23 protein-coding genes and 1 pseudogene are annotated in these 18,549 nt (G+C 33.4%); 4 read left to right on the top strand and 20 right to left on the bottom strand.

Going from position 1 to position 18,549, the window contains the following annotated elements; genetic code table 11:
* Positions 1 to 501: 501 nt before the first annotated feature.
* Positions 502 to 849, bottom strand: a complete 348-nt coding sequence (locus DS745_RS21360) for a hypothetical protein (RefSeq protein ID WP_129080280.1) — start codon at positions 847 to 849, stop codon at positions 502 to 504.
* Between the two features lie 162 nt (positions 850 to 1,011).
* Between DS745_RS21360 and DS745_RS21355 the strand changes: the two are divergent.
* Positions 1,012 to 1,759 (top strand): annotated as a pseudogene (locus DS745_RS21355) (M48 family metallopeptidase).
* A 131-nt stretch (positions 1,760 to 1,890) separates the two neighbouring features.
* On the opposite strand, the gene DS745_RS21350 reads toward DS745_RS21355, so the two are convergent.
* The 11 genes from DS745_RS21350 to mntA form a co-directional block, all read right to left on the bottom strand.
* Complete coding sequence (locus DS745_RS21350; protein WP_129080279.1) at positions 1,891 to 2,964, bottom strand: hypothetical protein; 1,074 nt, start codon at positions 2,962 to 2,964, stop codon at positions 1,891 to 1,893.
* A gap of 81 nt (positions 2,965 to 3,045) precedes the next feature.
* Positions 3,046 to 3,582 carry a type I restriction enzyme endonuclease domain-containing protein gene (locus DS745_RS21345; RefSeq protein ID WP_277750951.1) on the bottom strand — a complete coding sequence of 179 codons (537 nt, stop codon included), beginning with the start codon at positions 3,580 to 3,582 and terminating at the stop codon, positions 3,046 to 3,048.
* A gap of 164 nt (positions 3,583 to 3,746) precedes the next feature.
* Positions 3,747 to 4,121 carry a YkvA family protein gene (locus DS745_RS21340; protein ID WP_241657924.1) on the bottom strand — a complete coding sequence of 125 codons (375 nt, stop codon included), beginning with the start codon at positions 4,119 to 4,121 and terminating at the stop codon, positions 3,747 to 3,749.
* Between the two features lie 172 nt (positions 4,122 to 4,293).
* Positions 4,294 to 5,073 (bottom strand): DUF4230 domain-containing protein, encoded by a 780-nt coding sequence (locus DS745_RS21335; protein ID WP_129080276.1) that lies wholly within the window; start codon positions 5,071 to 5,073, stop codon positions 4,294 to 4,296.
* Positions 5,074 to 6,079: 1,006 nt separating this feature from the next.
* Positions 6,080 to 6,931 carry a hypothetical protein gene (locus tag DS745_RS21325; RefSeq protein WP_129080275.1) on the bottom strand — a complete coding sequence of 284 codons (852 nt, stop codon included), beginning with the start codon at positions 6,929 to 6,931 and terminating at the stop codon, positions 6,080 to 6,082.
* 25 nt (positions 6,932 to 6,956) lie between these two features.
* Complete coding sequence (locus DS745_RS21320; RefSeq protein ID WP_129080274.1) at positions 6,957 to 7,202, bottom strand: hypothetical protein; 246 nt, start codon at positions 7,200 to 7,202, stop codon at positions 6,957 to 6,959.
* Positions 7,203 to 7,225: 23 nt separating this feature from the next.
* Positions 7,226 to 7,990, bottom strand: coding sequence for an NERD domain-containing protein (locus DS745_RS25260; protein WP_129080273.1), 765 nt, complete (start codon positions 7,988 to 7,990; stop codon positions 7,226 to 7,228).
* Positions 7,991 to 8,649: 659 nt separating this feature from the next.
* Positions 8,650 to 8,913: a type II toxin-antitoxin system RelE family toxin gene (locus DS745_RS21310; RefSeq protein WP_129080272.1), complete on the bottom strand. Its 264-nt coding sequence runs from the start codon at positions 8,911 to 8,913 to the stop codon at positions 8,650 to 8,652.
* Positions 8,882 to 9,142 carry a hypothetical protein gene (locus DS745_RS21305; protein WP_129080271.1) on the bottom strand — a complete coding sequence of 87 codons (261 nt, stop codon included), beginning with the start codon at positions 9,140 to 9,142 and terminating at the stop codon, positions 8,882 to 8,884. The genes DS745_RS21310 and DS745_RS21305 overlap by 32 nt, the downstream gene beginning before the upstream one ends.
* A gap of 365 nt (positions 9,143 to 9,507) precedes the next feature.
* Positions 9,508 to 9,921 (bottom strand): type VII toxin-antitoxin system HepT family RNase toxin, encoded by a 414-nt coding sequence (hepT, locus tag DS745_RS21300; RefSeq protein ID WP_129080270.1) that lies wholly within the window; start codon positions 9,919 to 9,921, stop codon positions 9,508 to 9,510.
* Positions 9,911 to 10,315, bottom strand: coding sequence for a type VII toxin-antitoxin system MntA family adenylyltransferase antitoxin (gene mntA, locus DS745_RS21295; RefSeq protein WP_206662950.1), 405 nt, complete (start codon positions 10,313 to 10,315; stop codon positions 9,911 to 9,913). The genes hepT and mntA overlap by 11 nt, the downstream gene beginning before the upstream one ends.
* A gap of 398 nt (positions 10,316 to 10,713) precedes the next feature.
* On the opposite strand from mntA, the gene DS745_RS21290 reads away from it, so the two are divergent.
* Positions 10,714 to 11,892 (top strand): DUF4317 domain-containing protein, encoded by a 1,179-nt coding sequence (locus DS745_RS21290; RefSeq protein WP_129080268.1) that lies wholly within the window; start codon positions 10,714 to 10,716, stop codon positions 11,890 to 11,892.
* 364 nt (positions 11,893 to 12,256) lie between these two features.
* Here the strand turns inward: DS745_RS21290 and DS745_RS24985 are convergent, their stop codons facing one another.
* Positions 12,257 to 12,430 carry a hypothetical protein gene (locus DS745_RS24985; protein ID WP_196121295.1) on the bottom strand — a complete coding sequence of 58 codons (174 nt, stop codon included), beginning with the start codon at positions 12,428 to 12,430 and terminating at the stop codon, positions 12,257 to 12,259.
* Positions 12,431 to 12,624: 194 nt separating this feature from the next.
* On the opposite strand from DS745_RS24985, the gene DS745_RS21285 reads away from it, so the two are divergent.
* Positions 12,625 to 12,795, top strand: a complete 171-nt coding sequence (locus DS745_RS21285) for an imidazoleglycerol-phosphate dehydratase (RefSeq protein ID WP_129080267.1) — start codon at positions 12,625 to 12,627, stop codon at positions 12,793 to 12,795.
* A 198-nt stretch (positions 12,796 to 12,993) separates the two neighbouring features.
* On the opposite strand, the gene DS745_RS21280 is transcribed toward DS745_RS21285, so the two are convergent.
* From DS745_RS21280 to DS745_RS21270, 3 genes are all read right to left on the bottom strand, one after another.
* Positions 12,994 to 13,353, bottom strand: coding sequence for a hypothetical protein (locus tag DS745_RS21280; protein ID WP_129080266.1), 360 nt, complete (start codon positions 13,351 to 13,353; stop codon positions 12,994 to 12,996).
* A gap of 84 nt (positions 13,354 to 13,437) precedes the next feature.
* Positions 13,438 to 13,959, bottom strand: a complete 522-nt coding sequence (locus DS745_RS21275) for a hypothetical protein (RefSeq protein WP_129080265.1) — start codon at positions 13,957 to 13,959, stop codon at positions 13,438 to 13,440.
* Between the two features lie 115 nt (positions 13,960 to 14,074).
* Complete coding sequence (locus tag DS745_RS21270; protein WP_129080264.1) at positions 14,075 to 14,293, bottom strand: hypothetical protein; 219 nt, start codon at positions 14,291 to 14,293, stop codon at positions 14,075 to 14,077.
* 341 nt (positions 14,294 to 14,634) lie between these two features.
* Between DS745_RS21270 and DS745_RS21265 the strand changes: the two genes are divergently transcribed.
* Positions 14,635 to 15,075: a YtoQ family protein gene (locus tag DS745_RS21265; RefSeq protein ID WP_129080263.1), complete on the top strand. Its 441-nt coding sequence runs from the start codon at positions 14,635 to 14,637 to the stop codon at positions 15,073 to 15,075.
* Between the two features lie 483 nt (positions 15,076 to 15,558).
* Here the strand turns inward: DS745_RS21265 and DS745_RS21260 are convergent, their stop codons facing one another.
* From DS745_RS21260 to DS745_RS21250, 4 genes are all read right to left on the bottom strand, one after another.
* Positions 15,559 to 16,017 (bottom strand): alpha-L-arabinofuranosidase C-terminal domain-containing protein, encoded by a 459-nt coding sequence (locus DS745_RS21260; RefSeq protein ID WP_206662949.1) that lies wholly within the window; start codon positions 16,015 to 16,017, stop codon positions 15,559 to 15,561.
* Between the two features lie 479 nt (positions 16,018 to 16,496).
* Complete coding sequence (locus DS745_RS24715) at positions 16,497 to 16,634, bottom strand: hypothetical protein (RefSeq protein WP_161568339.1); 138 nt, start codon at positions 16,632 to 16,634, stop codon at positions 16,497 to 16,499.
* 54 nt (positions 16,635 to 16,688) lie between these two features.
* The gene (locus DS745_RS21255) at positions 16,689 to 17,345 is read right to left on the bottom strand and encodes a type II toxin-antitoxin system SpoIISA family toxin (RefSeq protein ID WP_129080262.1); all 657 of its coding nucleotides are present in this window, start codon (positions 17,343 to 17,345) and stop codon (positions 16,689 to 16,691) included.
* 541 nt (positions 17,346 to 17,886) lie between these two features.
* Complete coding sequence (locus DS745_RS21250; RefSeq protein ID WP_129080261.1) at positions 17,887 to 18,123, bottom strand: hypothetical protein; 237 nt, start codon at positions 18,121 to 18,123, stop codon at positions 17,887 to 17,889.
* Positions 18,124 to 18,549 lie beyond the last annotated feature (426 nt).

Genomic DNA, 18,549 nt, shown 5'->3' with positions numbered 1-18,549 from the left:
TGTTTTTTCCATTTTATTCCGTAGGATATAAGAAAAAGAACAAACCTGATTTAGTTTGTTCTTTTCTCTTATTCGATATCTCTGTTTATAAAATGGTAAATTGATAGAAATACTTTGCTAGATCATTTGGATTTCCTATGATAGACCTAGCTATGTTTCCGCACACCACGTGTGTTGTGTGCCGATTGTAGAAGTATTCATTAAATAGAGTGTAGCTTTGTTCACCTTAATTAGAGCTATAATTTGATTTATTAAAATTTTTGTAGAGATTTATGTACATCTAGCCTCTGCCTGTCAAGGCAAGAAATTTAAATTTGGTTAAAACAGATCAAGTTTTGATTTGGTTAATAAAATGGGTTTTTTGTTGCCCTTACAAAATTTAGTCAGATGTATTTGGTAGCAATATGGATTTATACCACGGTAGACAGTAAATAACTTTAATAGATATTTTCAAATGGTTTCCGAATTACCCTGTTCTCAAAAGAGTTACAAAAATAATCATTAATGTGTGTCAGATTTCTTTTGATCAATGTAACTAAAAAAACTTTGAGTATTAGGTCTATCTTCTTTTATCTGCCTATACTTTTCCCCCATTTTTTTAATTAATTTATTGTTTCTTTCAATGTCTTCTCGTTGTTTTCTTTCTTTCTCTCTCTTTTTCTCTTCAAATTCAGCAAGAATTCTATTACAAGTTTCTTCATCCTCTAAATCTAATAAAGGTTGATCAAAATCTAAGTGAACCTTTTCTTTTTGCTCATTGTTATTGTATCCATACTTTTCAATACCATTTTCAAACCCTCCCCCACTTACTGTAGTGGGTCTCTTAATAAAACGTTTTGGTACCTTCATTTTCCTCTCCTCCATATATTATGTTTAATCCAATTATAACCAAATAGATTTTTACTTAACATTAAATTTTCATAACACTTTGAAATTCAACATTAGCATTAGATTGCATTTTTTATATTAAGGAATGTTGCCAATATAATCAAAAGAGTATAAAATTTGATCATGAAAGTTGAGGTGTATTTTATGCCTAGTTATAAGTATGGTACTACTACTATTGATTATGATCTCGAATACTGTTCACCTAAAAGTGATGTTTCAATTTCAGTCGAATGGATCAATGGTGTAAAAGTAATTGCACCTAAAAATCTAGATGCTGACCAATTGGATGATATCCTTTATAAAAAAGCTTCATGGATACTAAAAAAATGGAATGAATTTAATAAAATTGAGGGTCCACCAGCGCCGAAAGAGTTTGTTAGTGGAGAAAAATTTCCTTACTTAGGAAGGCATTATCGGTTAAAGGTACATAAAAATGAAGCAGTAAAAAATCCGCACTTACAATTTAAAAACGGTCGCTTTATGACTCATATACCGACTGATCTTGAAGCAACAGAATAAAGAGAGAAGCTATCCCTTTTATTTTAAAAATGGTACATCACTCATGGCAGCAAGAAAATTGACGATCGTTTAAACATATATATTCCAAAAATGGGTGTTCAACCTATCAAAGTAATGCTTAAGGAACAAAAACTGAGATGGGGTACATGTACAGCAGATGGATCAGTATATTAATTGGAGAATTATGATGTCGCCAATGCCTATTATTGATTATCTACTAGTTCACGAATTAGCGCACCTTAAGCTCTCAAACCATTCAAAGGATTATTGGCAATTCGTCCGAGCAGTTTTACCTGATTATGAACAGCGAAAAGAATTGCTGAGAAATAAGGGGCCATTATTATCTTTATAGTGTACTTATAAATTATTTTTATGGGTTGTATTTAAAAAAGAAAAGCTAACAAAAACAAGATTTATTTCAGACTTTGTTTATGTTAGCTTTTTGACTATACTTTCTTCAACAATTACTCTAATTAATAACAATCAAGCTGAATTTTTTTCATTTTTGTAATTCATTAAAATTTTATAAAGGAAATTTGATATATTTTCCATGTTATCAATCAATTGGTTATACCCATTAACTTCAGAAGGTAACTTTCCTTCATGAATAACAAAGCTGCTTAATCTATAAGACATTTTTATTTCATTAGACAAACCAATAGCTATAATTTCTTTTTCTACTAGGCTAGTTGTAATACGATGAACAGGGATACTAGTGTTTTCATTCGTCACCACGTAATAAATTTGTCTTAACAAACTTTCCATTAATACTCTTTGTTCTAAAATCTTTCTAATTTCTTTATTATCGGTAAAAAAATCATCAAATTTAATTTTTTCATCTGCTGATGTTGGAGCCACACCTGTTAAAGAAACTTTAAACTCTGGTTTGGTTTTTCCTAGAGGTACTTTTGCTTTTTTAAGGCTAAGAGTATGAAGAGACAAATCAACTATAAAGTCAATAAATCTGTCCAGTAACGGTTTTAAAAAAACTAGGGTAAAGATTGTTAAGGAGATAATTACTCCAATATAAAAATTACCTAGATCAGAAATATCAGTTACGGGATTTAGAAATTGTATTGTTATTATAAAAATAAAGATCATTAGCGAAGTAGAAATTCTTGTAATGTTAAGCGATAATGGCTCAATTTCACCCTCACGCTCTGTTGTAATCCGATATTTAAGCTCCACTATTAATTCTTCTACATGCTTAAGTAGTTCCAATCTAGTATCACTAGGTATATGCTCGTTTTCATAAACCTTGGCATATATCATTTTTGCAATGTCTTCGATTTGCAACCTTAGTTTACAATTTTTTAATTTCTCGAAGCCTTCTACAAATGATTCCAAATCAATTTTAGTTATAGTAACTCCACTATTAACATGATTTCTTATAACTAAGTTTATTATTTGATCTTTTAGTTGAAGTATTTCTTTCTGTTGTTCTCTTCTGCGCTTGTATTCCTGATAAGTAAAAAAGACAACTGCCAATATTACCGACAGAATTGTTGCCATATTTACTATATTTATTGAGTTAAAAAAATTTATAAAGTTTTCCACCCTTTCCCTCCTTGCTAAACACTAACATTATCCTTCTTTTTAACAAATAGCCTAAATAAATACAAATCTTAAAATAGCACTCTATTTCTTATAGTGCACCGCCGCCAAATCCATCAACCGTTGTGCCAATGCTTCAATCTTATCTTTATTTATTTTACTGGATCGGAGCTGGTGTTTGATCCGCTTCCTCATTTCTCGTTTTACATCTTCTTTTTCAGTCCATTCGATAACTGCTTGATCCTGGATCATTTCAGTCTGTATATGAGTTAAGTCTTTTAAAGCATTTTGATCTTCTTCACCAAGCTCTTTTTCTACCATTTGATAAAATGGATACTGCTCTCTCGTCATTCCATGTTCTTCACTCTTTTGGCTAGTATTACGCATGTCATTGACCTTTTCACGCAAAGCTTCAACTAGATCAATAATATCCATTTGTTTCGACTTTCTTGCTTGTATGAGTTCCTCAAGCTTTTCTTTTAAAGAAGAATAATACACTGGGTTCTCTTCGATCTTCACTTTGATTTCATGACGGATTGCATGTTCCATTTCCGCTGCTTTACCTTCATTTGTTTTTGTTTCTTCCATTCGCTTCTCGAATTTATTGGATAAGATGTCAATAGAATCGTGAAGTACTTCGACGGAAGTTGCATGTAAATAGGGTGCATGACCCCCAGTGAGTTAAAGCGTTACTGGGGGTCATGCACTATTTGCAAATGTAGCTAGCTCCAATAAAGTTCTTATTGAAACCTAAGAAAATAACATGGGAAACAGACAAATCATCTTTATTTAAATAGTTTATTATCAACCTCAGTTGTATCTACATTCTCACCAAATAAATCTCTAAGCTTCTGTTTGGCTTGTTTTTTAATCTCATCATCCACAAATAAAGCTACTTGAACTAAAGCGAATATGACAACAGTTAGATCATCAGCATATCCTACTCCAGCTGCTATGTCGGGTATAATATCTAGAGGTAAAATAAAGTAACCTAAAGCCCCAGTGATAATAGCTTTAACTTTTAATGGGACGTCTGGCTTTTGAAGCGTGTAATACAGTAAAAGAACGGCGTAGACCACAGAAGTGCCAGCTTTTTTAGAAAATTTTTGAACCTTAGTCCAAAAACTTTCCTCTGAGAAATGCTTTTCGTGTTGGTTTATATCTTCAGCCTTGAGTTTTTCAACTTCATCTTGTAAATCAGCAACTAGTTCTTCCTCAATTTCAATTTTCTCAATTTCATTCAAAGTCGATGAGGATAATTCGTCAAGGTCCTTTTTCTTTTTTAATAGATTTTTCAACATGAAACCACTCCAATGGTTAGTAGATTACATACTAGTTAAACGTGACATTTACCTTATAACCAATATTCTTAAAAAATCCCTTCAACGCATTTTCTGCATTTTGCTCTGCAGTATCAAATAAACCAACCGAGATGGCATCTTCACGAATTTGCTCTTGTGCCTTAGCGACTAAGTCAAACCCGTCATCCAATTTAAAATCACCAGTGAAAAGTCCACCATTAACATAGATTAATTTTTTATCCATCTGTAATGATGCATCCTGAATGAGCTCTGCACGAGGAAGGGTTATATCAATTTCTTTTGTTTTTTCATTTATAACCATGTCCCTTGAAGTAACACCTTTCAAATTAACACCAGCAATAATCGTTCCAGGTACAATAAATAGAATTTCTCGCTTTGTTCCGGGTAGATTAATAGAAATGTCTTTTGAGAAGATCTTATTATCTTTTTCTTGTATAACTGCTTTCGTATGAGCTTTAGCTGTTGCCAATGTTGCAAGCTCTTGAACCTGTTCAACAATCGTAATGGAATTTTGTTTTAAGGCATTTCCGGCAATTAGCCTAATTCCTACTGCAGTAATGACAACTAAAAAAACAAGGATGACAATGGCCAAAATTATCTTCAATCGACCTGCTTTTAAGAAATATTTGAGTATCCCTTTAGGTAGAGAAAAAGAACTTGAGTTATGATCTACCGCAATAGTTGCAGCAATTTGTTGTCGTGCTTCCTTTAATTCAAATTCTATTAATTGTCTTTCAAGCTGTGCAATTTTTTTGTCTTTTTCTTCGAGGATTTCTCCATTTGTATCCATTTTTTCTCACCTTCCATATTTACCTACAATGCTTGTCCTTTTAATCCACTAATCTATTTTGTGAGGATTTATTTGAATAAATATAAAAGTTTTTTACTATATTCATATACTTAAATTATTACTATATTATTTCGACTATTAGGAAGAGATTTCTCGTTGAATTGTGGTTTGGGCAATAAAATCGATAAACGAACTAGATGGTATATCAGAAAACAATACATCCAATATAATATCTACAGTAACTCTTTGCTTGTAAGAACAAAATTCTCTAAAACCCCTATTTTAAACTCAAGTTAGTTCCCCCCTAATAACATCTCCTCACTGTTTAAATTTACCATTCGCTCTTACATTCTTCAACATAATATTACAAAAATAACATCTAAAACATTCTAATTTTTGAATTAAACATATTCCATTGATCTATATACTTATGCCATTTTATTGTGCTTTCCTAAAAAGGAACAAACGGTGATCACCATTTGCTCCTCTACGTACTTTTACATATGAGATCAGTAAAAAACAGCTTAAAATATACTTTTTTACAATTTCACACTGTGAGTTGTCACTCTTCTAAGGATTTAATTAACGTTCTTTATATCAAGCAATTTACAAGCTTTAGCGTATTTTGCCTTTATCGCTCCTTTAAAATGACTCTTATCTAAACTTTTAAACTCTCTTTTCAACAATTCGAAGACGTTATGATTTTCTGTTTCGCCAATACTGTTTGTTAGTTTAACGATATGAAACCCGTGTTCATCATTACATCTACTCATGGGACGGTTTGATCTCAACGATATAACTCTGCCACTTTCAGTAATATCACATAATCCCTCATAGCCAGTAATCTCTTTATGTATTTCAGATATCCAAATTCACCCTCACTAAGCTCTAGTTATGTATTTTGTGTTTGCAAGTGTAACATTATTATAATGACCATTCTTCAATAGACCTTCTGGATAGGAGTGCAATTAATATATTGCTCAGTCGAAAGATAAAAATAAAATTATCATCTACTCAACTGCTTTCTCCACCTATAAATATGAGAACCTGGATAGTCATAATAGCTTGAACTTAAAACCACGTTTTGTTCATCCGCTACTTCCTTCATGACCACTGCCTGTGATTTGTCAGTACCGTTCAATCTTTTTAAGACTTCCAATTTGAAAATTTCATTTGGTACATAATTTGTTTTTATACTACGAGATTTTACTTTGTACTTTTTTACAGTCTTACTTTTCAACGATTTACCAAAACTCCATAAGGCGTTGTCTAACTTTTTCACATCATGTAGTGTCGGATCAGAAAAGTCTTCTAATAATCTACTGAAAAACACCTGATAACCAATGTATGAATTGATGTCTAGTTCCACGGATTTAAAGGAAATGTCTTCGGCGAGTAAGGCACGTTTCGCTCGTTCAACATGTTGATCATAAAGAGGGAAGATCACTGGATTTATTACATGTAAGATGAAAGTCGGGATGACTAGAGTGTCTTTTCCGTATAGTTGAAACTTTTCTGCTATATCCGTTACCTTATCGCTATCAAAAGATGAAAGAGCTCTTACCTCTTTAACCCAGTCATAAAATGCAGCTGAAGTTAAGATTTCTTTATGCTTTTTTTCGTTGTAGGTGTTAGGTTTTGTCGGAAGCAAAGTGTAAGTCTTATCACCTACTTGTGTACTACCATTAACATCCACCCTTACTTTCCCATCTTTCCAGTGAAGAAGATTAATGATTAGCTCTCCAACTCTATCTTGGGTATCTGCTGTTTGAATCTCCTCAATATTCGTTCTATAAAAATCTAATGGGTATTTATCCGATTGGAACTTGGTGCTCCAGGCTTCCACAAAAAATTTCATGCGCCTTCTCCTCTCAATCTATTACTTAAATATCATCGTTTAATAGCCTATATTTCCCTCTCTCGACTCTTTCCAACACTCGGAAGTAATCAGGTACAGTTGATGATTTGTTTCCACCTTTAGCAACTGGAACCATATCAGCTAAAGGTGTACTAAAGTCCTTCCACTTTGGACCATACTTTTTGTTAACCCAATTAGCAATTTCTTGATGGGTTTGGACGCCTCCTAATTCTTTAAAAGCTTCAATAATAGCTTCACATTGAGTAATCATGTTATATTCCCCTAAAAAATTAGCTAAGACGACATCTGTCTCGTATATCTACACTTCGGATAGTTGCTACAGCCTTGAAACTGACCAAACTTACCTTGTCTCATCACTAAGTTGCTCCCGCATTTAGGACAACTTGAAGAGGTAGCTAGCCTTTTTTGTGCTGCTTTTTTCACTTTAATTGAGGTAACATGCTCTTTTTTTACTTGCTGCTTTTGTTTTTTATCAACGATCTTTAGCTTTTCAATGGCTGCGTTGATTAATTGTAAATCTCGTTTAGAATTTACAGGTGTTGAGTATTCATGTATCACTTGTAACAAATGGCTAAACTGGAGGACTCGTGCTTTTGTAAATGGTTCGGTAAATTTCAATGTGGAGTTGTTTGAAAAGGCAATGATTGAATAAAACGTATTGTCTTCAGTGTTTAAATAAGATTTAAGAGCTTTAATATGGCCTGCGTTCTGCCAAACTGGATTGAATAGTTTTTCTTTACGCTTGTATATGACTTGAGTCCAGTTTCGTTGATCTTCTTTCCCGAAAATCCAGCCTTCATAATGCTTTGTCTCAATGACAAATATTCCATAAGGTGAGGTAACGATATGATCGAGCTGTGTCGTACCTCCTTCCTCCGTAGGTACATAAATATCGTGAAAGACTGTGTACTGTTCTGGGTCTAACTTTGACAGGATCCGATTAGCGAATGCCTCTCCAAACCACCCCTTAATGGAGGCGTAGTTCCTTCGTAAATAAAGCATTCCTAACAATAAAACAATGGGAAAAATCCAACTCATTCAACCGACCTCTTTTCCGATCTTAGTAATAAAAACTAGTAATCTATTGACATCTATTGACATATTTTACTATAATTCGACTCAGTTTACCATTTTATTCCGGTTGAAGTTTCGAAATTAAAAGGAACAATCGGTAATTATCCACTGCCCTTAGGACGAGCGACCTGCCCCTCTGTCTTAACAGACAAAAAGGCACACCACAATGTGGATTGTGGTGTGCCTTAATGGATTTTTACTATAGTTACCTGGTTTATAAAAACATCGCAAGTGTTGTATTAACCGTAAAGTGATACCTTTAAACAGGGACTTTTTCTTATTATAAATCGTAAGTGCACCTCCAACAATCTCCTTTTCCTTAACGCCTAATTTTATATAAGCAATACCTGGATACAGGTGGTAACGGTTGGCCATCTTATGTTCACTGTGGCTCCCCGAAGTTTCATGTTTCATGAGTGCTTCTGTGAAACAAATTTTTCGGGTTGTCACAGTGATATTATTCTAAAACGAAATGGGCCGTACATTTGCGAAAAATTACGAGAATTTACGTAAAGTGAACTAGAATTAATATATGAAAATTAAAAAAAGTGATATTGAGTGAGCTCAATTTCACTTTTTTCATTATTAAATCCTAGTGTTGTCCCAGCCTCTATACGTTAATACTATTTATAAATATCCCCACGGTTTCCAATTGCTTCAATATAGACAACTTGCTCTTGATGGTCAATATTAAAAATCACACGGTAACTTCCAATCCTCAACCGATACAAACCACTATACCCTTTAAGACTCTTAATATCTCCTTCAGGAGGAATGGACAAAAGTCCTTTTAATCCAGTTATAATTCTCTCTTGAGAGTTTTTATCTAATTTAGCTATGAATTTAACTGCGGACTTATGGTAAATCAACTTGTAGTCCGAATTCACGCTTAGCATCCTCCCCTGAAATATATCCTTCTTTACTTTCTAATTGCTCACGTTCTTCTTTTGTTAATGGATCATTGTCACTTTCTAGTTCATCAATCTTTTGCCATGATTTAGGCTTTTTGCTCTTAGAACGTTCAATCAAGAATTCCATAAAGTCAAAGGCTGCTTTTTTATCTTCATCGTTTAAAGATTCCACCATCTTATATAAATCTTCCTTACGAATAGCCATATACACACCACCTTTTACTCAATATTTCTTACACTATTATAAACCATTTTGTTTTTTAAACAAATTACACAGAATGGATTTCGATAAATTTTTATCACTTTTGGCCAGAAGACTCCCGCTTCATGGAGTTTACGAGTTAGCTTATGTTCACTATGACTCCCCGAAGTTTCTTGTTTCATGAGTGCTTCTGTGAAACAATATTTTTCGGGTTGTCACAGTGAAAAGTTCTATCACGTTGTTTATTCCTAAGAAACTCTAAATTTTCAAAGTGTTCCTCTAAAATTTGAATAGCGTAATTAAGATTATCGTTTTCCATCGATATCCTCCTCAAACATAACAAAATAATATCTTAATCCATCAACAATTTAATTCGAGAGTAGTTTCGATATACTCTCATTAAATTGGCGAAAGTCGTCCACATGAATTTCAATAATTTTTTGCAGGATAGACAAGTTAATTGATTGATAATCATGTACTGCTATATTACCAAATCCAACCATGACTTTCATGCTCAATGCAATTTCAGTGGAAATGATGTTCGTCTCATTCAATATTGTAAATGCATCACGACTATGTTGGGGAATTCCAAGCTTTCGTTCTGCAATGATATGCATAGCTAAATAAATAGAAGCTTTACAGGTTCTTTGGATATTAAGAATAATAGAATCTTGTTTTGTAAAATCATTTAAATTCTCAGGGTCCCCCTCATAAACTTCACTCACTCTATGTAAGCAGCGTTCAATAATACTTATTTTGTTAAGGATTATGTCAGGTTTCATAAACTTCCCCGCTTTCCTTAATTCTATCAATGATCTCCTTACGTTCTTCATTGAGCTTAGCGTACATTTTTAGTGCTACCATTTCAAAATTCATTCTTTTGAGTGGGTTGATACAGTAAATTGTTTTTCCTATTCCAACTATTTGCGCTTGAAAGACTGTGGAAGCTTTATTTAAATCAATCAAATCAACATTTCTACCTAACTTATCTGCTATCTCCTGAGCTAACATGAAACGCTCATAGTCATCAATACCCTTTTTGGAAAGAAAAGCAATATCTATATCGCTATCACTTCTCATGTTCCCTTTAACGTAGGATCCAAAAATATAAATGGTTGATGGTGATATAGTTTTCTTTAAGATAGTAACTATGGTTTCCTCAATTTCTTTCCCCACTTCCATCACCTCGAACAACTTTTGGTTAATTTTAACATTTTGTAGTCGTGAATAAAAGGACAACAAAAAAGAGCAAACTGCAGTGTCTACTCCTCAAAAAATCTCTAAATGTCTTTTCCACACGGATTTTTTTAACAACTTGTCCACGAACGGTGCCTGACACCACCAACATTCATATGTTAGAATAATAAAATGCTATAGTTGTGAAAGTTAAGTGCCCAGCCCTTAACTTTTTTAATTGAGTGAATTTCAGAATTACCTAAAACGAGCCATATCAAGACTAAATGTAGTTGTGAGCTGATTTCACGCAACTACATTTAGTCACTTAATGGAGATAATATGGAATTATGAAATTCATTAATTGGCAGACTAAATCAGTGCTGGAGTTGAAAATTTAGATGAATAAAAAAGACATTGCACATATTCGGAAACAATTTAAAGCAAATAACGACTTGCTTAAGATCCAAGATATTTTTACTGTTTATATTATGAAGGAATCCTCTGAAATCTATCATCATCAAAGTCAGCCTTTTGAAATGCTAGAGGAGGAGCAAAAAGAATTATTTTTTAACAACTTCAAAAAAATTCTAGGTGGCCAATTAGATGAGAAGCTATTTGAATTAAGGTTTCAAAAAAACGTAGATAATAACAGCCAACTTATTTTACACCAAGGATTATTGAGCGGTGATGTGGAAGATTGGAAGGATCAAATGCTTCGGATCGTCGGAAAGATCCTATCAAGCAAGCAATACGAGATGGATATCGTCATCACCTTTATCCGTGGAAACTATTACAAACCAACCAAACGTAACAATGAACAGGCTGAGGAAAGTGATCGAGATGCTGTTTATACTCACCCGTTTATCTTATGTAGCATCAATAGCACACAAGAACCGAAGAAAGAATTGCTTTTTGATTATGTAATTAAGGAATTTAAGTACAATATTGTTGTTGACCCTATCATCAACCTTAACGCTCCAATTGGAGGATTTCTCTTTCCTTGTTTTACCGATAATTCAGCAGATGTGAACCATATTCTGTATTCGGCCGGTAAAGCAAATGAACTCGACCACCAGTTCATTGAAGAAGTCTTAAATGGCGAAGAAACGATGACAGCAAAGGATGACAAATTTATTTTTGAAGAAATCGTAAAAGAAGTAACAGGTAATCAACTTAATACCGCAACCCTATCCAATGTATATGAAGAAATTAATCGTGTGATTGAAGAAAATGAGGAGGATGAAGCTCCAAAATTAGACGTAAAAGACGTTGAACGTGTGTTAAAACAGAGCGGAATAGAAAATATTCATACAGAACAAATTGAATCCGCTTTTCAGAAAGTGATTGATGACGAGAAATATGAAATTAAAGCAAGTAATATTGTCCCAAAGTATACTTCTAAATCGATAAAAATCGAAACGAAGGTCGCCAATGTTTCAATTAGTCCCCAAGATTTAAGATACATTCGACAGATTCACTTTGAGGGTAAACGGTACCTGATGATTGAAGTAGTAGAAGATACGATCATAGATGGATTTAAGATGATCCCTGAAGTATTTGGTGAAAAAGGAAATTAATAAAAGCGTGGAGACGGTACTAAAAAAGGGTCAGACAAACTGTTCATTACAGGTTTGTCTGACCCCTTTTTTCACATAATTCATCTCGTAAAAACCAACGGTAGAACAGCCGTGATGAGTAATAACTAAACACCATTGTGAGATAACTCCAATACCACTTCCATTTAACATATTTAATTATGGGACAGAGGGACAGGTTCACTGTCCTATTTTTAATTAAAGATTAAGGTACCGGTCTCTTTGGACCGCCTTCGGACCGAAACAAAAAGTCTTACCTACAGTATTTCTACTGAAGATAAGGCTTTTTGTTTTTTTTTACCAATTTCTCTATCTTAATGTATGCAACCATTTTTTGAAGATATTTTTAATGCATACCTTTCCATTCTCCTTGGTTTTTGGACGCTTTTTCTTTTTTTGCTATTTCTTTCTGAGCTCGATTAGCCGCAGCACTGCCAAGTTCTTTAGAGAACTCTGAATCAGTTTTCCCTGATCGTTTATTCTTTTGCTCTGCATCTGTTTTACCATTACGCTTTGCCATCGTATCCCCCCTTTTTTTTATTATCAGAAGTAAATAGAAAATTATACTGCAATGTTTTAGTTCTAGCGATAATACGGGTCTTATTAACAACTAAGATTACGTACTAAATAATTTATACGATATATCACTATCGTTTTTGTAATGAAACAAGAAAAGCTAGGAATAATAAGGTACGGAAAAAGGAGGTGTAAACCATGACAAAGAGGAATAATCAAGGAAGTAAAAACCAAAGTTCACCAGGTCGAGGTGGAAAATTGGACACTGAATTCGGTCAGGAGACAGCTATTGGGGATAATAATAAAGGAACGAAATACAACTCTAAACGAGGTAGCAAATCTCAATTAAAAAACCCAAATAATCATTAATGAAAATTAACCGACTTCAATTTGAGACAAAGGGACAGGTTCCTTGTCTTACTCACTCCATGAAGGAATTCCTAGACTCGAACAGGTTCCTGTCCCTCAGTCTCTTCCTCTGTCTCTTTTAATAAACAATTTAGTATGTCCTAAAAGATAAAAGTACGAAAACCTCTTTAGGCTTTTCGTACTTCGTATTAATTAAGATTAATCCTGCATCTTCCCGCCACTTTTTTCGATGGAGGTTTTCAATATTTTATATATGTCTAGAACTGTAGAACTGTTAGAGTGAAATTCATAAGGTTCCGGAATAGTACGTTTATATATTAATTGCATTTCTCTAGCTCTTAATTTCGTAGATCCTGTTCCACTATGGTGAAATGCATCTTTCCATTGTAACATCTGTTTACTCCACATCGTTGTAGTTATATACTGCTGGAGTGCTTTATTAAAATTCACTGCGATATGGTCAATACTTGCTTGTTTCATTTCATCAGAAGCATTAGATGCTGTCCACCCAATAGGTTGATCTAGAATAGAAGTAAAGAGATTTTCACGTAGCATCATGCTTAAGTCAGCAATTGGCCTTAGATAATCGTACTCATCTTCACCTAATTCAGCAAATCTCCTACTTAAGGCTTGAATTCTTCTTCAGTGTTCCTTAAGTGATATATCCTGAGAAAGATTTAATATACTATTCCAACGCTTGTAATACTCATCGGCTGCACGCTGAATTGCTAAAGCGGCGGTGGTTCCATTATAAATTGGAAATGTTTCACTGGGTTCGACCTCGATTATGGTCTCTAACAAAGCTTCAACTAATTTGCATAATTGTTCCTTTGCATAATCATCGTTATCTCTAATTTCGTTATGGATAGCACCTAAGAAGAAAAAAGTATCTTTCTGCATTTGTTTGGTTAGATATCGTTGAGCGTTTGCACCGAGTTTCTTTCCGATTTCTTCAATCGCGTTCTCTAAAGAACCAACTACATGACCTTCTTTATCTGAAACCGTAGGAAGGTTATCTCCTTTCACCTCATCAAAGTGAGTAAAGCAAATGTGTAGCTTCGATGTATTTCCTGTTGTAACGATGTGTTTTAGAGCATTAATTGGTTCAGATATCATCGGAGATTGGGCATTATCAACAAGTATTATCGCTTCGACTTCATCCATTTTTTTACTAAGTGTAGTAGAAATACTCCCACCCGCTTAAATAAGGTGCCTGACCCCCAGTGAGGTAAAGCGTTACCGTGCTGGGGGCCAGGCACTATTTACTTGAACCCTGATTTTATTTGTATTTCTGCTTGCTTGAAGAATTATTTTTCGTTTTATGCTTTTCTTTTTCTTCGCGTTTCTCTAATTTTAAATCTTCCATCGGAATTGCATCGACAGTTTGTTGACTTTCAAATCTATCAAATAAGCTTTTTTGTTCTGTAGGATACTGCTCTGGGTGGTCTCGATTATTTTTGTAATTGTTGTTTTTTGCTACGTTTTTTTCAGAAGACATCTAATCACCTCATAGATATATACCATCTTGAATAGGATGTAAAACATGTAATTTCCATTTTTCCTTTTGAGGTAGTAACTGTTTCGTTTCCAAAGCTCGATTGAATATAGTATCTTTTCTCAGTACCACGACAAGTTTTATGTAACGCTCCTTCAGAGTTGGGGGAAAATAGGTAATCACGTTTTAATTGTATAAAATAGGGGAAACACAAGTAATGATGTTTATTTGGGATAACCAAAAAAGAGAAGCATATCACCCATACTTCACTTCTCTATTATTTAAATTTGTTATTAATTTTAATATGATAAACGTGGAATAAAGTTATCTTTGGAGGGATTATGATGGAATTAACCGTATATTTAGCTGGACAAATTCACGATGATTGGAGAGATGAAGTTGCCAAAAAAGCAAGAAAAAAAAATCTTCCTTTAGTATTTGTAGGACCACAGGCAAACCATGATCGATCTGATCATATTGGTGAAGAAATTCTAGGAAAACAACCTGGAAACTTATATAAAGACGACGCAGCATCAGATATAAATAATCTTAGAACTCAGGTACTCATGCAAAAGTCGGATATTGTCATTGCATTATTTGGTGAAAAATATAAACAATGGAATACTGCAATGGATGCAAGTACCGCAATTGCAATGAATAAACCGACCATAATTATTAGACCCGAATCATTAGTCCATCCATTAAAAGAACTGTCAAATAAAGCAAATGTCACCGTAGAAACGTTAGATCAGGCCTTAAATGTAATTGGTTATATTTTTGAATGAGGACAAGGGTAGGACAAGGACATGTCCCTCGTCCTACCTTGCAATCGGTAAATAAACCCTAAATGTTGTGCCTTGATTTTAAATAAGGTGCCTGACCCCCAGTGAGGTAAAGCGTTACCTTACTTGGGTCACACTATTTACTCTACGTGTACGTCGGGGAGGCAGTGACCGATCACAATGGGAATTCACTTGTTGGTATGGTGTTATCCATTGAAGGAGTCAAATCTGCATAATGATCATTCAATGTTTCAAACCCCTAATTAAACTATCTGTATAATATTAACCGAATGGGGCTTTAATTCAATTTCCATATTCCTGTAGAAGTCACCAAGTTTTTCTTTAAAAATAGTTACCTCATTTTTATCAACATCATTATAGGAATCAGGTGTTTCACCATTAATTCCATATAAATTTACCTTTTTCCCCTCACAAAAAAATGAAAGATTTATTTTTTGACTTTCCTCCGGATGTTTATTTATTACCCTATAAGCCTATACCTGGTTTATCTGACCATTTTGTAGCAAGTATATCTAAGTTTTCTATTTCCACTTCCGCTCCATGCTTATGAGTTACTTTCATAGTAGGCAACTCTTCCGACCATACATCAATTATCGTGTCTCCAAGATAATTTACATAAAGATCAAATACATGATAAGTGCTTCTTAAAACAATTCCTTCAGAATGACTATAAATACAACCTCTCGTATTTAAGATAGGCGCAAAATTATCCATACCTACAATATCACTATTCCTATTCATAGCACTTAAGAAGTTTGCCGTAAAGATATCATCTGCCATGGTATATTGGCTATTGTCATCATTTTTATCTCGCGGATCCACATAATCCTTTTTATCGATCCCTTGTTTAATCGTATGCACATTGGTATGATGCCAGCTTCTAAGGTTCCATTCATCAAATGCTATTTTTATTTTCTTATCCAATTTCATCGCTTTTAAAAGGCCTCTAACTCACGACCTGGTTTACCATTTTATTCCGTTTGAAATTCGAATATAAAAGGAGAAACGGTAATTATGACGAGGGAGTTGTCCCTCTGTCCTAAGGAGACAACAAAAAAGAAGCAAACTGAATAGTTTGCTCCTCACATTGAAGTATATAGCCTCTTATAAGACTTCTTTTTAATGGATTTGGCACGACTTGTACTTACTTCCTGTAATTTTATTCTTTTACTGAATTGAAATATTGTATAATTTTTCTATTTTCTTTTGATAGCTTATTGTTCTTATCTATACTTGAAGTGGTTATTCGTTTTGGATTTTTTGGAATGATATTTTTATTGTTATTAGCTTTTGACACTCGGGATCTCCTCCGATAAATTGATTACTACTATCAATCTATCCATATGCGGAGTTAAATAAACATATACAAAAAAGCAAAGAAGAAAATTCATCTTTGGTTTTTATTATTTATTAGTTACAAGGCTTACAATTTTTTTATTTTGCTCCATCAGCCTTCTGGTTGAATCAAACTGAGGAACTGTTGTAATACGTTTTTTCTTTTTAGTTTCACTATGTGTTTTCTTTAATAGATTAGTACTCATAAAAGTTCCTCCTTCAATATATTCTTTCCCTTATTATACCACTTTTAGTTATAATTACACTACCCAATTAAAAATAGTAGTTAAATTAATAAGGTTTGTCGTATCAATTTCAATAATATCTTCTTGATTCGCTGTTACCTTCATTAATAAATTGTACCTACCATCATAGATTGGTATAATTACATGTTTTCCATCATACGCAAAAACTTGTGCATTGTTTAAAATGAGTTGTGCCTCTTCTAATTTACTATGATTAAACGAAAGATTAAAGATATTCTCCCATTGCTTTAACCCTATTAAAATTTCATTCTTAACTGCATCTTCATCTTCCAAGTCATCTGGTAAGAAAAATATTTTAATGCTGAAGTCAAATTGGCTGGTATATTGCCAAATAAAGGATTTTAGTTCTTTTTCATATGAATTTTTTGATGTGATATTAGAAATTCCGGTTAGGTAATCCTCTGCCTGTTGTAAGATTGTTGTAAATACATTTGATTTCTTATTCATGTATTGTAGCCGTTTTTCATTTTCTTTGGCATTTGCTGCAATAGTATCAGCATGTTTAAACTCTGCAGACCATATTTTCAATATATTAGGAGTCTGAAAAACACTTAGATCGACGAAAATAATGAATGCAGTTAGTTGAAGTAAGAGTTGCCAATTTGTATATTCAATTTCTCTCAATCCAAAAGCTAGTATTATACCAAACAAAAAATTGTATAAAGTCCCTTACGCAATGCAGTAGTATGTACTGAATAATGAAATCTACTAATTAAGTAAAATATTAATGAACCACAAACATAAATTAAAATTACTAAAAAGAAAATGTTTATAAACAATTAGTAAACCTCCCTTCCTATTGGTAAAGCTAAATTATCATCAAAAATATATAGCCTCACTCCTTGTCCTTTAAAATTCTTGTCTAAGTATGTATAACAATATTATACCACCTTTAAAGAACGTCAGTTCCTATATTTTTATTATTAAAAGAAAAGTTTTACATTGATTAGAGATCCATAACCATAAATACAAGGAAATGAGAAGGTATTATTTTATCTAAATTTTATACAAACAAAAACACTTCATTCCGACCTTCTGCTGCTTCGTATGAAATAGTCACCTCAGATATATTAGAGAACTGAAAAGAAACCAGTATGGAACTTTAGTCCTGTACCGGTTTCTTTTTATATTTGACATTAGTTCTTTGGTTTTAACACTTTAATCGACTGGGGGTCTGACCCCGACTGCCATTTCATTCAGGCCAACAGTTATAACATTTCTCAGCTTGTAAACCTTCATTTCCTACATCAATGTCTACAGTAAAAAAATATTTTTCTTTATTATTAGGGTTTCTCCCTCTAAACTTTGAGATATTGACATCATTACAATGCGACTTATGGAGAAGTGTACGAATTGGATCTTTAATAATAATATAACTAGTTCTCCACTTATGGTATTGAAATTCATCTTCTGTAGTTAGTTCGATCATTTAAATTCCCCCTAATTAGATTTACATCTGCTATCTAATAACTTGTCTCATCCCCTACTACTAGCCTATTTTCTCTTTTCGTTATAGCTGCCTCTTAAACTGTTAATGAAAAGGCAAAACTCGAAAGCGAAGATCTACCGATACTTTCATACAAAGGTATTTACATAACTTTAAAAGATGCATAAAGGTTTGAGTTTAGCAGATTACTTTCTAATTCTACAAATATGAGATGTTTTCCTGTTAATAATCTGATTTATCTGAATTTTTTCCGTGATTTCCAGTGAATACTTATAAGATAAGTGCCAATCACTTATCTTTTTTTGTGCGACAAGGGGACAGGTACCAAATGAGAGAAGGTACCTGTCCCACTGTCACCCACCACAAAAAAGAGCAAACTGCACAGTCTGCTCTTCAAAATAAATGTCC

It is taken from the genome of Anaerobacillus alkaliphilus, from assembly GCF_004116265.1.
GTDB lineage: Bacteria > Bacillota > Bacilli > Bacillales > Anaerobacillaceae > Anaerobacillus > Anaerobacillus alkaliphilus.
This window is presented reverse-complemented; position numbering and strand designations above follow the sequence as displayed.

Bases quoted from the DNA above. Each gene is read 5' to 3' on its own strand.
- DS745_RS21320 (WP_129080274.1), bottom strand. From the start codon at position 7,202: ATGATTACTCAATGTGAAGCTATTATTGAAGCTTTTAAAGAATTAGGA.
- DS745_RS24985 (WP_196121295.1), bottom strand. From the start codon at position 12,430: ATGGCAAAGCGTAATGGTAAAACAGATGCAGAGCAAAAGAATAAACGA.
- DS745_RS24715 (WP_161568339.1), bottom strand. From the start codon at position 16,634: ATGAGTACTAATCTATTAAAGAAAACACATAGTGAAACTAAAAAGAAA.
- hepT (WP_129080270.1), bottom strand. From the start codon at position 9,921: ATGAAACCTGACATAATCCTTAACAAAATAAGTATTATTGAACGCTGC.
- DS745_RS21305 (WP_129080271.1), bottom strand. From the start codon at position 9,142: ATGGCTATTCGTAAGGAAGATTTATATAAGATGGTGGAATCTTTAAAC.
- DS745_RS21325 (WP_129080275.1), bottom strand. From the start codon at position 6,931: ATGAAATTTTTTGTGGAAGCCTGGAGCACCAAGTTCCAATCGGATAAA.
- DS745_RS21270 (WP_129080264.1), bottom strand. From the start codon at position 14,293: ATGTCTTCTGAAAAAAACGTAGCAAAAAACAACAATTACAAAAATAAT.
- DS745_RS21335 (WP_129080276.1), bottom strand. From the start codon at position 5,073: ATGGATACAAATGGAGAAATCCTCGAAGAAAAAGACAAAAAAATTGCA.
- DS745_RS21275 (WP_129080265.1), bottom strand. From the start codon at position 13,959: ATGGATGAAGTCGAAGCGATAATACTTGTTGATAATGCCCAATCTCCG.
- DS745_RS21285 (WP_129080267.1), top strand. From the start codon at position 12,625: ATGACAAAGAGGAATAATCAAGGAAGTAAAAACCAAAGTTCACCAGGT.
- DS745_RS25260 (WP_129080273.1), bottom strand. From the start codon at position 7,990: ATGAGTTGGATTTTTCCCATTGTTTTATTGTTAGGAATGCTTTATTTA.
- DS745_RS21290 (WP_129080268.1), top strand. From the start codon at position 10,714: ATGAATAAAAAAGACATTGCACATATTCGGAAACAATTTAAAGCAAAT.
- DS745_RS21280 (WP_129080266.1), bottom strand. From the start codon at position 13,353: ATGATGCTACGTGAAAATCTCTTTACTTCTATTCTAGATCAACCTATT.
- DS745_RS21360 (WP_129080280.1), bottom strand. From the start codon at position 849: ATGAAGGTACCAAAACGTTTTATTAAGAGACCCACTACAGTAAGTGGG.
- DS745_RS21250 (WP_129080261.1), bottom strand. From the start codon at position 18,123: ATGATCGAACTAACTACAGAAGATGAATTTCAATACCATAAGTGGAGA.
- DS745_RS21265 (WP_129080263.1), top strand. From the start codon at position 14,635: ATGGAATTAACCGTATATTTAGCTGGACAAATTCACGATGATTGGAGA.